15 protein-coding genes, 1 pseudogene and 1 riboswitch are annotated in these 14,007 nt (G+C 70.8%); of the genes and pseudogenes, 3 read left to right on the plus strand and 13 right to left on the minus strand.

The genetic code is table 11. From position 1 onward, the window contains the following. Nucleotides 1-100: 100 nt before the first annotated feature. From PSQ21_RS11410 to PSQ21_RS11420, 3 genes are all read right to left on the minus strand, one after another. The gene (locus PSQ21_RS11410; RefSeq protein WP_274030368.1) at nt 101-490 is read right to left on the minus strand and encodes a hypothetical protein; all 390 of its coding nucleotides are present in this window, start codon (nt 488-490) and stop codon (nt 101-103) included. 122 nt (nt 491-612) lie between these two features. Next, a complete protein-coding gene (gene rph, locus PSQ21_RS11415) occupies nt 613-1,350 on the minus strand; it encodes a ribonuclease PH (protein ID WP_274030369.1) in 738 nt (245 codons plus the stop codon). A 242-nt stretch (nt 1,351-1,592) separates the two neighbouring features. Continuing rightward, the gene (locus PSQ21_RS11420; RefSeq protein WP_274030370.1) at nt 1,593-1,892 is read right to left on the minus strand and encodes a PTS glucose/sucrose transporter subunit IIB; all 300 of its coding nucleotides are present in this window, start codon (nt 1,890-1,892) and stop codon (nt 1,593-1,595) included. Nucleotides 1,893-2,045: 153 nt separating this feature from the next. On the opposite strand from PSQ21_RS11420, the gene PSQ21_RS11425 reads away from it, so the two are divergent. After that, nucleotides 2,046-3,305 (plus strand): PTS transporter subunit EIIC, encoded by a 1,260-nt coding sequence (locus tag PSQ21_RS11425; protein WP_274030371.1) that lies wholly within the window; start codon nt 2,046-2,048, stop codon nt 3,303-3,305. Between the two features lie 278 nt (nt 3,306-3,583). Further along, nucleotides 3,584-4,849: a PTS transporter subunit EIIC gene (locus PSQ21_RS11430; RefSeq protein WP_274030372.1), complete on the plus strand. Its 1,266-nt coding sequence runs from the start codon at nt 3,584-3,586 to the stop codon at nt 4,847-4,849. Between the two features lie 87 nt (nt 4,850-4,936). Here PSQ21_RS11430 and PSQ21_RS11435 read toward each other — a convergent pair. Continuing rightward, nucleotides 4,937-5,450: pseudogene (locus PSQ21_RS11435) on the minus strand (GNAT family N-acetyltransferase). Between the two features lie 43 nt (nt 5,451-5,493). Further along, nucleotides 5,494-6,246 carry an MBL fold metallo-hydrolase gene (locus PSQ21_RS11440; RefSeq protein ID WP_274030373.1) on the minus strand — a complete coding sequence of 251 codons (753 nt, stop codon included), beginning with the start codon at nt 6,244-6,246 and terminating at the stop codon, nt 5,494-5,496. A gap of 257 nt (nt 6,247-6,503) precedes the next feature. Here PSQ21_RS11440 and PSQ21_RS11445 point away from each other — a divergent pair, with 257 nt between their 5' ends. Continuing rightward, nucleotides 6,504-7,028, plus strand: coding sequence for a type II toxin-antitoxin system PemK/MazF family toxin (locus PSQ21_RS11445; RefSeq protein WP_274030374.1), 525 nt, complete (start codon nt 6,504-6,506; stop codon nt 7,026-7,028). Between the two features lie 264 nt (nt 7,029-7,292). Here PSQ21_RS11445 and PSQ21_RS11450 read toward each other — a convergent pair whose 3' ends face one another. The 8 genes from PSQ21_RS11450 to PSQ21_RS11485 form a co-directional block, all read right to left on the minus strand. After that, nucleotides 7,293-8,243, minus strand: a complete 951-nt coding sequence (locus PSQ21_RS11450; protein ID WP_274030375.1) for a PLP-dependent cysteine synthase family protein — start codon at nt 8,241-8,243, stop codon at nt 7,293-7,295. Then, nucleotides 8,243-8,530, minus strand: a complete 288-nt coding sequence (locus PSQ21_RS11455) for a MoaD/ThiS family protein (RefSeq protein WP_274030376.1) — start codon at nt 8,528-8,530, stop codon at nt 8,243-8,245. Before PSQ21_RS11455 ends, PSQ21_RS11450 begins: the two co-directional genes overlap by 1 nt. A 98-nt stretch (nt 8,531-8,628) precedes the next feature. Beyond that, nucleotides 8,629-8,757 (minus strand): putative leader peptide, encoded by a 129-nt coding sequence (locus PSQ21_RS11460; protein ID WP_018958487.1) that lies wholly within the window; start codon nt 8,755-8,757, stop codon nt 8,629-8,631. A gap of 69 nt (nt 8,758-8,826) precedes the next feature. Continuing rightward, nucleotides 8,827-9,624, minus strand: a complete 798-nt coding sequence (locus tag PSQ21_RS11465) for an ABC transporter ATP-binding protein (protein WP_274030378.1) — start codon at nt 9,622-9,624, stop codon at nt 8,827-8,829. A gap of 28 nt (nt 9,625-9,652) precedes the next feature. After that, nucleotides 9,653-10,693, minus strand: coding sequence for a FecCD family ABC transporter permease (locus tag PSQ21_RS11470; protein ID WP_274030379.1), 1,041 nt, complete (start codon nt 10,691-10,693; stop codon nt 9,653-9,655). Further along, complete coding sequence (locus PSQ21_RS11475; RefSeq protein WP_274030380.1) at nt 10,690-11,691, minus strand: ABC transporter substrate-binding protein; 1,002 nt, start codon at nt 11,689-11,691, stop codon at nt 10,690-10,692. Before PSQ21_RS11475 ends, PSQ21_RS11470 begins: the two co-directional genes overlap by 4 nt. A 38-nt stretch (nt 11,692-11,729) precedes the next feature. After that, a riboswitch (cobalamin riboswitch) is annotated at nt 11,730-11,920 on the minus strand. Nucleotides 11,921-11,939: 19 nt separating this feature from the next. Then, on the minus strand, nt 11,940-12,362 hold the full coding sequence (locus PSQ21_RS11480) for a Mov34/MPN/PAD-1 family protein (RefSeq protein WP_007450621.1): 423 nt from the start codon (nt 12,360-12,362) through the stop codon (nt 11,940-11,942). Nucleotides 12,363-12,494: 132 nt separating this feature from the next. Beyond that, entirely contained in the window at nt 12,495-13,943 is a 1,449-nt protein-coding gene (locus PSQ21_RS11485; protein WP_274030381.1) for an amino acid permease, read from the minus strand. Between the last annotated feature and the right edge of the window lie 64 nt (nt 13,944-14,007).

Genomic DNA, 14,007 nt, shown 5'->3' on the forward strand with positions numbered 1-14,007 from the left:
CGGGCCCGGGTTGCCCCGTCGCGGACCGCCCGGTCGCGCCCCCGGGCCGCCCCGTCGCGGACCGCCCGGTCGTGCACCCGGCCCGCCCCGTCCCTGGTGCTTACGGGGTGCAGACCTTGCCGATCTCCGTCGCCGCGTCGGTCACCGGGGTGATGTCGGGGGTGGCGTCGCCGGCCTCGATGGACTCGCGGACGCCTGTGACGCCGGCCTGGAGGTCGTCGACGGCCTTGGAGAGGTCGGCGTTGTCCGTGGTGTCGTCGAGCTTCTTCAGCTCGCGGTCGATCTCGTCCAGGGACTCGGAGGCCTGGGTGAGGTCCTCGGAGGCGTTGGAGACGGCCTGCTGCAGCTTGCCGACGCTGGTGGCGATGGCGTCGGCGGTGCGGACGCAGTCGAGCGCCTTGTCGAGGCCGGCGCAGCCCACGGCCGTGGTCAGCGTCAGCAGGGTGGCGGCGGTGGCGAGTGCGAGGCGTTGGTGGCGGCGCGAAGCCATGGTGCGGTCCCTCCCCGGGTGCGTTACGTGGACGGACGCACGGTTCGACCCGTGCGCCCGTATCCGTAACGACGCTCTGTGGTGCTTATTTGGTTGCTTCTTTACCCGCGGCGGGTGGGTCGCTACGCGTCCTGGGTGCGGGCGAGTGCGTCGCGCTGGAGTGCGGCGAGGTCGACGCAGCCCGCGGTGGCGAGGTCGAGGAGCGCGCCGAGTTCCTTGCGGTCGAAGGGCGCGCCCTCGGCGGTGCCCTGGACCTCGACGAAGCGGCCGTCCCCGGTGCAGACGACGTTCATGTCGGTCTCGGCGCGGACGTCCTCCTCGTAGCAGAGGTCGAGGAGCGGAATGCCGTCGACGATGCCGACACTGATGGCGGCGACGGTGTCGGTGAGCGGCTTGCGGCCGGCCTTGACGATCTTCTTGCCCTGGGCCCAGGCGACGGCGTCGGCGAGGGCGACGTAGGCGCCGGTGATGGCGGCCGTACGGGTGCCGCCGTCGGCCTGGAGGACGTCGCAGTCCAGGACGATGGTGTTCTCGCCGAGGGCCTTGCAGTCGATGACGGCGCGCAGGGAACGGCCGATCAGGCGGCTGATCTCGTGGGTGCGTCCGCCGATCTTGCCGCGTACGGCTTCGCGGTCGCCCCGGGTGTTGGTGGAGCGGGGCAGCATGGAGTACTCGGCGGTGACCCAGCCTTCGCCGCTGCCCTTGCGCCAGCGCGGGACGCCTTCGGTGACGGAGGCGGTGCAGAAGACTTTGGTGTCGCCGAAGGAGATGAGGACTGAGCCCTCGGCGTGCTTGCTCCAGCCGCGTTCGATGGTGACGGGGCGGAGCTGTTCGGGGGTGCGGCCGTCGATGCGAGACATGGGCCCGACCCTATCCGGTGGTGGGGGTGGCTCCGTTCGGGTGCGGTGGGGCCGCCGTGGATCGCCTGGGCGGGGTGTGCGGGCGTGGCGCGGCCCGCCACGGGCATGGCACCGCCCCGTCCTCCGGCGAAGGGTGTACGGGCGTGGCACGGCCCGTCCTCCGACGGGGGTGTACGCGCATGGCACGGCCCCGTCCTCCGGCGGGGGACGGGGCCTGTGGTGTCCGGCGTGGGGTCAGCCGGTCACATCATGTCTTCGATGTCGGCGGCGATGGGGTCCGCGTCGGTGCCGATGACGACCTGGATCGCGGTGCCCATCTTGACGACGCCGTGGGCGCCGGCGGCCTTGAGGGCGGCCTCGTCGACCTTGCTCGCGTCGTGGACCTCGGTGCGGAGGCGGGTGATGCAGCCTTCGACCTCGTCGATGTTGTCGATACCGCCGAGCCCGGCGACGATCTTCTCAGCCTTGGTGGCCATGTCTTCTCCCTGGTTTCGCGCGCAGACAGCCGCCCGCTGCGGGTCCGTTTCGCCACGGTAACGCACGGTTGGCCCAACTTCACGAGCGGGTAACCGAATGATCCCTAAAGATGACGATCACCGGCGCCCTGCCTTCGGGAGGGACCCCGGACCGTGACGCAACTGGTCTACACCAGTTTGCAACGACCGCCAAACGTGAAGTGTTCCGGGAGGACGCCCATGAGTTCGAGCGCCGCTGCGGTGCCGCAGCAGAAATGGTGGAACGGACCGGTCCAGGGCCTGCAGAAGGTCGGGCGGAGCCTCCAGCTCCCGGTGGCCGTCCTCCCCGCCGCCGGCCTGCTCGTCAGCCTCGGCAACCTCTTCGGCTCGTACCTGGACGGCGCCTTCTGGGACAAGACCTCCAAGGTCCTGCTCAACGGCGGCGGCGCGATCCTCGACGGCGAGCTCGGCCTGCCCCTGTTGTTCTGCATCGGCGTCGCCATCGGCTTCGCGAAGAAGGCGGACGGCTCCACCGCGCTGGCGGCCGTCGTCGGCTTCCTGGTCTACCGGGGGGTGCTGACCGCCTTCCCCATGGACGGCACCGTGACGGAGGCCCTGCCCGACGGCGAGCCGCAGAACCCCGGCGTGCTCGGCGGCATCCTGATCGGGCTGCTGACCGCGGTCGTCTGGCAGCGCTACCACCGCACCAAGCTGGTCGACTGGCTCGGGTTCTTCAACGGGCGGCGCCTGGTGCCGATCCTGATGGCGTTCCTCTGCGTGATCCTCGGCGTGCTGTTCGGCCTGCTGTGGCAGCCGGTGGGCGACGCGCTCACCTGGTTCTCCAAGCAGCTCATCGACCTCGGCTCCTGGGGTGCGGCGATCTTCGGCTTCGCAAACAGGTTGCTGATCCCGATCGGCATGCACCAGTTCCTCAACACGTTCTTCTGGTTCCAGGCGGGTGAGTTCACCGGGGCGGACGGCCAGACCGTGCAGGGCGACATCTCCCGGTTCTTCGCCCAGGACCCGTCGGCCGGCCAGTTCACCTCGGGCTTCTTCCCGATCATGATGTTCGGCCTGCCCGCCGCGGCGCTGGCGATCACCCACTGCGCACGGCCCGAGCGCCGCAAGGAAGTGGCGGGCCTGATGGTCTCGGTGGCGCTGACCTCGTTCGTCACGGGCGTGACCGAGCCGATCGAGTTCTCGTTCATGTTCGTCGCGCCGCTGCTGTACGGCGTGCACGCGGTGCTCACCGGGGCGTCGATGGGCATCACCTGGCTGCTGGGGGTGCACGCGGGGTTCAGCTTCTCGGCCGGGTTGATCGACTACGTCGTCAACTGGCACCTGGATACAAAACCCTGGCTGATCATCCCGATCGGCGCGGGCTTCGCGGTGATCTACTACGTGGTCTTCCGTTTCGCGATCACCAAGTTCGATCTCAAGACGCCGGGGCGCGAACCGGAGGAGATCGAGAGGGAGATCGAGAAGGACCTCACCAAGTAGCACGGAGCGGCAGGACGGCGGGGCTTCGGCTCCGGCGCACGGCACCGCACAAGGCCCTCGGACCACCCGGTCCGGGGGCCTTCGGCATGTCACCGAACGTGCCGGATCTGCTACTGCGAATAAGTAGGGAATTGCAGGTTCCTTATCTAACCCTCACCATGCTAAAACTGGTCTACACCACTGAGTGGTCCAGACCACGGCTGTCTGCCGCCGTCTGCCGAGTCGCCGCCTCCCCGCATCCACCACCTGGGCGGCACCGTGTCCCATGGAGGAAGTTGATGACCACGGCTGAGACCGCACCCGCGGCCGAGAAGAAGAAGGGCGCCGGCGTGATGGCCGTCATGCAGCGCATCGGCCGCAGCATCATGCTGCCGGTCGCCGTGCTGCCGGCCGCCGCACTCCTGGTCCGCCTCGGCAATGACGACATGCTGGGCCGGGAGTCGTTCCCGACCTTCGTCACGAAGCTCGCCGGCTACATGTCCGCGGGCGGCAACGCGCTCCTCGACAACATGGCGCTGCTGTTCGCCGTCGGCATCGCGATCGGCTTCGCGAAGAAGTCGGACGGCTCCACCGCCCTGGCCGCCGTCACCGGCTACCTGGTCTTCCAGAAGGTGCTGGCCACGTTCACGGACCCGAACCTGGACAAGGTCGCCAAGGTCGTCGACGGCAAGATAGTCATGACCGAGGCGCCGGTGGACGCCAAGGTCCTCGGCGGTGTCGTGATGGGCATCGTCGTGGCGCTGCTCTACCAGAAGTTCTACCGGACGAAGCTGCCCGACTGGGCCGGCTTCTTCAGCGGCCGCCGCCTGGTCCCGATCCTCTCCGCCTTCGCGGGTCTGCTCATCGGTATCGCCTTCGGTCTGATCTGGCCGGTCCTGGGCTCGGGTCTGCACAACTTCGGCGAGTGGCTCGTCGGCTCCGGCGCGGTCGGCGCGGGCATCTTCGGTGTCGCCAACCGTGCGCTGATCCCGGTCGGCATGCACCACCTGCTGAACTCCTTCCCGTGGTTCCAGGCGGGCGAGTACAACGGCAAGAACGGCGACATCGCCCGCTTCCTGGAGGGCGACCCCACGGCAGGTCAGTTCATGACCGGCTTCTTCCCGATCATGATGTTCGCCCTTCCGGCGGCCTGCCTCGCGATCGTCCACTGTGCCCGCCCGGAGCGCCGCAAGGTCGTCGGCGGCATGATGTTCTCCCTCGCGCTCACCTCGTTCGTCACCGGTGTGACCGAGCCGATCGAGTTCACCTTCGTGTTCATCGCCCCGGTGCTGTACGCGATCCACGCCGTGCTGACCGGTGTGTCGATGGCCCTGACCTGGGCGCTCGGCATGAAGAGCGGCTTCGGATTCTCGGCCGGTCTGGTCGACTTCGGGCTGAACCTCGGTATCTCGTCGAAGCCCTGGCTGCTGGTCCTGGTCGGCCTCTGCTTCGCGGTGGTCTACTACGTGATCTTCCGCTTCGCGATCACCAAGTTCAACCTGCCGACCCCGGGCCGGGAGTCGGACGAGGAGCTCGCCGAGCTGCAGAAGGCCGAGGCGAAGTAGCCTCCGCCACGCCCGTACGCCGAAGCCCCCGCCTCCCGAAGATGTCTTCCGGGGCGGGGGCTTCGCCGTGCCTGCCGTACGGTCGCGTCACCGCCGGCTCACAGGTACGGGCACGGGTACCGGCAGCCGGTAGACCTGGCGGGAGCCGCCCTCCGGGCCCGGGCCGGCCGCCTCGCCGGGGCGGAATCCGAGCCGTTCGTAGAAGACCCGGGCCCCGCTCTCCACGGCCCCGGGGTGGTCGGGGCCGAAGGTTGATCACCTCTACGGTGCCGGGCCCGGTGACGTACCGGCGCATCGCCTCCGCCATCAGCAGCCGGCCCACGCCCGCACCCCGGCAGCGCTCGGAGGTGACGAGCCAGTGCACGTGGTACGTGGGCGGTTCGGCGCCGAACAGGAGGCCGCCGACCGGGCCGGACGCGTCGGCCGGCCCGCCGGGTTCCGTCGACTCGGCGACCAGCGCCGCCCCGTCACGGATGTGGGCTTCCACCGCGCGGTGGAAGCCCGGCTCCTCGACCATCGGCCCGAACCAGTGCTCGACCTGGGACGCCAGGGCCAGGAAACCGTCGAGGTCGCCGTCCCGGGCGGGTCTGATCGTGATCATCCCGGAAGTCTCGCAGAGCGGGCCTCGGCTCGGTGGCCCGCGGTCAGAACTCGTACACCGCTCCCGGGGCCGCCAGCTCCACCGGCCCCGGGTAGGCCGCACGGGCGTCGGCGGCGTTGCGGTCGGCGTCGGTCCACGGCGGGATGTGGGTGAGGACGAGCCGGCGCGCTCCGGCGCGGGCCGCCGCCTCGCCGGCCTCGCGGCCGTTGAGGTGCAGGTCCGGGATGTCCTCCTTGCCGTCGACGAACGACGCCTCGCAGAGGAACAGGTCCGCGTCCCGGGCCAGCTCCTCCAGCGCCTCGCAGGCCCCCGTGTCGCCGGAGTAGGTGAGGACGGAGCCGCCGTGCTCGACCCGGATGCCGAAGGTGTCGACGGGGTGGCGGAGCCTCTCCGTACGGACCGAGAAGGGGCCGATCTCGAAGGACCCCGACTTGAGGGTGTGGAAGTCGAAGACCTCGCTCATCGCCCGGTCGGAGGGGGTGTCCCCGTGGGCGGCGGTCAGACGCTGCTCGGTGCTCTCGGGGCCGTAGACCGGGAGAGGGACGGGGCGGGCGCCGTCGTGGCGGTAGTAGCGCACGACGAAGTACGCGCACATGTCGATGCAGTGGTCGGCGTGCAGATGGCTGAGGAAGATCGCGTCGAGGTCGTACAGACCGACGTGGCGCTGCAGCTCGCCGAGGGCGCCGTTGCCCATGTCGAGGAGCAGCCGGAAGCCGTCGGCCTCTACGAGGTAGCTCGAGCATGCCGAACCCGTGGAGGGGAACGAGCCGGAGCAGCCGACGACGGTGAGCTTCATGGAGCGTGAACCTCCGGTACGCGGGAACGGGGAGGGTTCGTGCGATTCCGCCGGAGCTGCGTACGGGGCCTGCGGAGCTTCGTACGGTTCCAGCGGAATGGGTTCTGCGGTTTGTCGAGCGTAAGGCGCGGAACTCCACGTCGCTCCTCCGCTGCCCTCCGTTGTGGGGGAACTCACCTGCTCTGTCACCGGTTCGATGGAAGCGCGCCCACCGGCTGTCCCGCCGCGCCCGTTCCGGCCGCCGGTACGGTCGGGGGATGAACACGTTCTGGTGGGTGGCGCTGGTCGCCGTGGTTCTGCTCGCGCTCGTGGCCGCGGTGGTGGACGGCCGGGGGCGCTCGGACCGCGGTCCCCGCTCGCGCCGGCCCCGGCAGCCGGCGGGGCCGGCCCGGCCGCCGTCCCGGCCCTCGCGGCCTTCGGGCCCGGAAGGGCGTGGGGACGGGCATGGGGACGGGCGTGTGCCCCGGGCCGGCGAGGTGTGGTGGGCCGATGTGCCGTACGAGGACGGGCCCGGGTCGAAGGACCGGCCGTGTCTGGTGATCTCGGTACGGGGGCGGGGCCGGGGGCGCACGGCGCTGGTCGCGAAGATCACCAGCAAGCATCACGAGGAGCGGCCCGGGGTGATCGCGCTGCCCGCGGGGACGGTCGGGGACCGGCAGGGGCGGCGGAGTTTCCTGGAGACGGACGAGCTGCGCGAGGTGCGGATCGCCGGGTTCCGGCGGCGGGTGGGGGCGGTGGACCCGGAGCTGTGGAAGCGGGTGCGGGGGCTGGGGGCGGAGTGAGGGGCGGGGCCCTGGTTCCGGGACTCCGCCCCGGGCCCCGCTCCTCAAGCGCCGGAGGGGCTTGAAAAGACGCCCTCGAACGCCGGACGGTCTGGGATGGCCCGGACGTGCTCGATGCGGCCCGGACCTCCCGGCTGGAAAGACGCCCTCAAGCGCCGGACGGGCCGGGATGGCCCGGGCGGGCTGGGGCAGGCCGGGAGGGTCCGGGCAGGCTGGGTGGCCCGGGCAGGCTGGGTGGCCCGGGCCCGCTGAGGTGGCCCGGGGCTACGCCCAGAGCTGGCCCTGGAGGGTTTCGATCGCCGCTTCTGTCGTCTCCGCCGTGTAGACGCCCGTCGACAGGTACTTCCAGCCGCCGTCCGCGACGACGAAGACGATGTCGGCACTCTCCCCCGCCTTGACCGCCTTGTTGCCCACGCCGATCGCCGCGTGGAGGGCGGCGCCGGTGGAGACGCCCGCGAAGATGCCCTCCTGCTGGAGGAGCTCGCGGGTGCGGGTGACCGCGTCGGCGGAGCCCACGGAGAAGCGGGTGGTGAGGACCGAGGCGTCGTAGAGCTCGGGGACGAAACCCTCGTCGAGGTTGCGCAGGCCGTAGACCAGGTCGTCGTAGCGCGGTTCGGCGGCGACGATCCGGATGCAGGGCCGGTTCTCGCGGAGGTAGCGGCCGACGCCCATGAGGGTGCCGGTGGTGCCGAGGCCGGCGACGAAGTGGGTGATGGACGGGAGGTCGGCGAGGATCTCGGGTCCGGTGGTGGCGTAGTGGGCGCCCGCGTTGTCCGGGTTGCCGTACTGGTAGAGCATCACCCAGTCCGGGTGCTCGGCGCTGAGTTCCTTCGCGACGCGGACGGCGGTGTTGGAGCCGCCCGCGGCCGGGGAGGAGATGATCTCGGCGCCCCACATGGCGAGCAGGTCGCGCCGCTCCTGGGAGGTGTTCTCCGGCATGACGCAGACGATGCGGTAGCCCTTGAGCTTGGCCGCCATGGCGAGCGAGATGCCCGTGTTGCCGCTGGTGGGCTCCAGGATGGTGCAGCCGGGTGTCAGCCGGCCGTCCTTCTCGGCCTGCTCGACCATGTGGAGCGCGGGGCGGTCCTTGATCGAGCCGGTGGGGTTGCGGTCCTCCAGCTTGGCCCAGATCCGGACGTCCTCGGACGGGGACAGCCGCGGGAGGCGGACGAGGGGGGTGTTCCCGACGGCCGCCAGCGGGGAGTCGTACCGCATCAGCGCATGCCGCCGGCGACGGCCGGGAGGATCGTGATGTTGTCGCCGTCGCTGAGCTTGGTGGAGATGCCGTCGAGGAAGCGGACGTCCTCGTCGTTGAGGTACACGTTCACGAAGCGGCGGAGCTGGTCGCCGTTCGCGCCGTCGACGAGGCGCTCACGGATGCCGGTGTGGCGGCTCTCCAGGTCGGCGAAGAGGTCGGCGATGGTGTCCCCGCTGCCTTCGACGGCCTTCGCGCCGTCGGTGTAGGTGCGGAGGATGGTCGGGATGCGGACCTCGATGGCCATGGCGTGGGCTCCTGTCGAAAGCGTGGAGGTGGCGTGGGGCGCGCGTTTCTGCCCCCGCGCGGGGGGTGGTGCGTGTGGGTGGGCGCGCGGACCGCGGCTCAGGCCGGGCGGCTCACGGGCAGGCTGCGGGCGGGACAGATCGCGCTGGCGAGCCTGCACAGGTCGACGTGCAGCCGCGCGACGAGCAGCGTGCCCGGCGTCTTGTTGCTCACGTCATGGGGAACCATGCGGGCATCGTATCGATTCCCTGTGCGGAAACCCGAGTGTCATATCAGATGCTGGATGGTGAGCGACCGCTATGTGGACAGCGCGGGGTGGGTGAGCCCTTCCGGCAGGTAGACGACCGTGGGGGCGCCGGTCTTCGGGTGGGTGCTGACCTCGGCGGCGACGCCGTACACCTCGCCCAGCAGCTCGGCCGTGAGCACCTCCTTCGGGGTGCCGGAGGCGATGACGCGGCCGTCCTTGAGGACGTAGAGGCGGTCGCAGTAGTACGCGGCGAGGTTGAGGTCGTGCAGGGCGAGGAGGCTGGTGGTGCCGAGGTCGCGGACCAGGGAGAGGATCTCCAGCTGGTAGCGGATGTCCAGGTGGTTGGTCGGCTCGTCCAGGACGACGAGCGACGGCCGCTGGACCAGGGCGCGGGCGACCAGGGCGCGCTGGCGTTCGCCGCCGGAGAGGGAGGCGAACGTACGGGGGGCGAGGGCGGCGATGCCGACCCGGGCGAGGGCGTCGGCGACCAGGGCGGCATCGGCGGCGGTGTCCGCCTCCCAGAACCGTTTGTGCGGGGCGCGGCCCATCGCGACGACCTGGCCGACGGTGAGCTCGAAGCCGGCGTGGCCGTCCTGCGGGACGGTGGCGATGCGCTGGGCGCGGGCCTTCACGGGGAGGGCGGCGAGGTCGTCGCCGTCGAGGAGGACGCGGCCGTGGGTGGGGCGCAGGGTGCCGTAGACGCAGCGCAGGAGGGTGGTCTTGCCGCTGCCGTTGGGGCCGACGAGGCCGACGGTCTCGCCGTCGGCGGCCGTGAGGTCGACGGAGTCGACGAGGTGGCGGCCCTCGCCGACGCCGTACGAGAGTCCCTCGGTGCGCAGCGTGGTCATGGGCGGGCTCCCTCTACGGGTGACGTCGTCATGCGGGTGCTCCCTCGGGGCGGCGGCGGAGCATCCAGAGGAAGAACGGGCCGCCGGTCAGCGCGGTGAGGACGCCGACCGGGATGTCCTGCGGGGCGGCGAGTGTCCGGGCGGCCAGGTCGGCGAGGACCAGGAACACCGCTCCGCCGAGGGCGACGACCGGGAGCAGTGCCCGGTGCGCGGCGCCGACGGCCATCCGGGCCATGTGCGGGACCATCAGCCCGACGAAGCCGATCGCCCCGCTGTACGCGACGAGCGCCCCGGTCATGAGGGAGGCGAGGACGAAGACGGCGGCCCGGAAGCGGGCGGTGTCGAGGCCGAGGACGGTCGCGCCCTCCTCCCCCACCAGGAGCAGGTCGAGCGGCCGGGCCAGGGTGAGGAGTACGGCGGTGCCGACGGCCAGGGTGACCGCGGGGAGCGCGAGCATGTCCCAGCGGGCCGCGCCGAGGCCGCCGAGGGTCCAGTAGAGAACTTCCTGGAGGTGGTCGGCGCGGGCGGAGGTGACCAGGATCAGGCTGGTCAGGGCGGAGAGGACGTAGGAGACGGCGACCCCGGCGAGGACGAGCCGGTTGGTGGCGAGGCCGCCTCCGCCGCGCGCCAGGGTGTAGACGAGGAGCAGTGAGAGCAGCGCACCGGCGAAGGCCGCGGCGGGGATGGTGACGGTGGTGGCGAGGGTCGCGCCGATGCCGAGGACGATCACCAGGACGGCGCCGGTGGAGGCCCCGGAGGAGACGCCGAGGAGGAACGGGTCGGCGAGCTGGTTGCGTACGAGGGCCTGGAGGACGGTGCCGATGACGGCGAGTCCGGCGCCGACGACGATGCCGAGCAGCACCCGGGGAAGGCGGACGTCCAGGACGATCGTGCGGAACGGGCTCGCGTCCGCCCGCCCGGTCAGGATGGAGAGGACCTGGCCGGGCGGGATGCGGACGGAGCCGAGGGCGAGTGCGGCGATGACGGCGGCGGCGAGGAGCACGGCGAGGGCGCCGAGCACCAGGGTGTAGCGGAGCGGCCGTCGCGGTGCGGCGGTGCGGCAGCTCACGGGGTGGTGGCCCCCGGGTGGAGCTGGGCGGCGAGCTTGTCGACGGCGGCGGGGACGCGGACGCCGAGGACCGCGTCGGAGAGCGGCATGACCGCGAAGCGCTTGTTCCTGATGGCCGGGATGTCGGCGAGGGCCGGGTCGGTGAGGAGGCGCTTCTTCTTCTGTTCGACGGTGGTGGCCCCGTAGTCGTAGATCACGATCGCCTCGGGCCTGCGGGCGACGACGTTCTCCCAGGAGGCGTCGCCGAAGGGCTTGTCGAGGTCGGCGAAGACGTTGGTGCCGCCGGCCCGCTCGATCAGTTCGTTGCCGATGCCTTCGCCGCCGGCGGTGAACGCGGTCTTGTCGCCGCTGTCGTAGACGAAGACGGAGACGGGCTTCAGGCCGGCGAGCTTCTCGGCGGTGGCGGCGTTGTCGGCCTCGGCCCGCTTGATCCAGGCCTCGGCGCGGTCGCTGACGCCGAAGGTGCGGCCGACCTCGCGGATCTCCTCGTAGAGGGTGTCCATGGGCTGGTCGCCCTTGGTGCAGCTCTCGGCGTTGAGGCGGGTCTCGATGCCGGACTTCTTCAGCGCCTCGCGCCCGCGCCCGTCGCCTGCCGCGAACGCGCTGGCGTAGCCGCCGTAGACGAAGTCGGGGTTGGCGGCGAGGACCTGCTCGTAGGAGGGGTACTCCTTCGCGATGACCGGGACGGACGCGTAGTCCTTCGCGTACTTCGGCAGGACCTGGTCGTCGAGGTAGGCGGTGCCGACGAGGGACTTCGCCAGGCCCAGTTCCAGCATGATCTCGGTGACGTGCTGGTTCATGGTGACGACGCGTCGCGGCGGGGCCGTGTACGTGGTGGTGACGCCGCAGTTCTTGACGGTGTACGGGAAGCCGTCGCTCCTGGCCGCGGCCTTGTCCCCGGTGGTGGCGGTGTCGCCGCCGTCCGGGGTGGAGCAGGCGGTGAGGGCGAGCGGGAGCAGCACGGCGGCGGCTATGAGCGCGGGGGTGCGCCGGGGCATGGCGTGGCCTCTCCGGGGGATTTCCGCGTCCCCTGGTCGATGCGAGAAGGCGGCGGGCCAGTTCCTGACTTCCGGGCCGCCCTCCGGTGCGTCGTCGTCCGCTGGGGAGTCGTCCGCGTGGGAGGGGGCCCGGTCACAGTGGCGGGACCGTGCCGGATTCGCACCGGCTTCCTGGTTCCTGCTGCCTTGTTGGGTCTGGGGGCAGTGTGCCAGACCCGTGCGGGGCCCTGTGGGGGCACCCGGGTGGGTCAGTACGCCTCGACGACCCGTACGTCCTCCTCGGTGATCTCGCCGTCCACGATGCGGTACGAGCGGAACTGGAAGGGTCCGGCGTCGTCGGTGTCGGCGGTGGAGACCAGGACGTAGTGGGCTCCTGGTTCGTTGGCGTAGGTGACGTCGGTGCGGGAGGGGTAGGCCTCGGTCGCCGTGTGCGAGTGGTAGACGATCACGGGCTCCTCGTCGCGGTCGTCCATCTCGCGGTAGAGCTTGAGGAGGTCGGCCGAGTCGAACTCGTAGAACGTGGGCGAGCGGGCGGCGTTGAGCATCGGGATGAAGCGCTCGGGGCGGTCCGTCCCGGCCGGGCCCGCGACCACTCCGCACGCCTCGTCGGGGTGGTCGGCGCGGGAGTGGGCGACGATCTGGTCGTGGAGCGCCTGGGTGATGGTCAGCATGGCGCCAGGATAAGCAGCGGGCCCCCGGCGTACCGATGGGTGGTACGCGGGGGCCCGCATGCTGGACGCCGTCGGCCGTTGGGGCGGCCGGGGGCGGTCCGGGAGGAGGGCGGTGTGGGGCCTGCCCTCGGGTCAGGGGTTGCCGGCGGTGGCCTTCTCCTCGGGGGTGCGTGACCGGAGCGCCCGGTGGGAGACGAAGAGGATGAGCGCCCACAGCGGTGCGCAGTAGAGCGAGATCCTGGTGTCCCCGTCGATCGCCATCATCACGATGACCAGGCCGATGAACAGGAGCGCGAACCAGCTCGTGTACGGGGCTCCGGGGGCCTTGAACGAGGACGGCGGGAGCAGACCGGCGTCGGCCGCGCGGCGGTAGCGGATCTGGCTGATCAGAATCATGATCCAGGCCCACATGCCGGAGATGGTCGCGAAGGAGACGACGTAGGTGAACGCCTTGCCCGGCCACTGGTAGTTGATCCACACGCCGACGAGCATCAGGGCGGCGGAGAACGTGGTGCCCGCCAGCGGCAGGCCGTTCTTCGTCAGCCGGGCGAAGGCGCGGGGGCCCTGGCCGTTGAGGGCGAGGTCGCGGAGCATGCGGCCGGTGGAGTACATGCCGGAGTTGCAGGAGGAGAGCGCGGCGGTGAGGACGACGAAGTTGACGACCGCGGCGCCGACGCCGAGCCCCATCTCCTCGAAGGCCTTCACGAACGGGGAGGCGTCGGGTTCGAAGGTGGACCAGGGCACGACCGAGAGGATCATGATCAGCGCGCCGACGTAGAAGACGGCGATGCGCCACGGCACGGTGTTGATGGCCTTGGGCAGCACGGTCTCGGGGTTCTTGGACTCCCCGGCGGTGACGCCGACGAGTTCGACGGCGAGGAAGGCGAACATGACGATCTGGAGCGTCATGAGGGTGCCGGTGATGCCGTTGGGGAAGAAGCCGCCGTCGTTCCAGAGGTTGGCGACGGTGGCGGTGTCGCCGGCGTCGGAGAATCCGACGGTGAGGACGCCCGCGCAGATCAGGATCATGCCGATGATCGCGGTGACCTTGACCATGGAGAACCAGAACTCCAGCTCGCCGAAGAGCTTCACGGAGATCAGGTTGGCGCCGTACAGAATGACGGTGAAGGCGAGTGCGGACAGCCACTGGGGAATGTTCCACCAGTACGTCATATAGGTGGCGGCGGCGGTGACTTCGGTGATTCCGGTGACGACCCAGAAGAGCCAGTAGGTCCAGCCGGTGACGAATCCGAAGAAGGGGCCGAGGAATTCCCGGGCGTACTCCGAGAAGGAGCCGGATACCGGGCGGTACATGAGCAGTTCACCCAGGGCCCGCATGATGAAGAAGATGACCAGGCCCGCGATGACGTAGGCCAGGACGAGGCTGGGTCCGGCCCGGTCGATGGCTTTGCCCGCGCCGAGGAAGAGCCCGGTCCCGATGGCTCCGCCGATGGCGATCATCTGAATCTGACGAGCGCCCAGACCGCGCTGGTATCCCTCGCCACTGGTCCCGGATGTCCCGGCGTCGCCGCCGGGCCGGCCCCTGTCGGCCTGTCCCTCGTCGACCTGCGCCGATGTCATGGTGGTGCGCCTTTCTCCACGCCGATCCGCGCCTGGACAAGGCTGCGGACCAGGCCCTGGTCCC

Source organism: Streptomyces sp. MMBL 11-1, assembly GCF_028622875.1.
GTDB lineage: Bacteria > Actinomycetota > Actinomycetes > Streptomycetales > Streptomycetaceae > Streptomyces.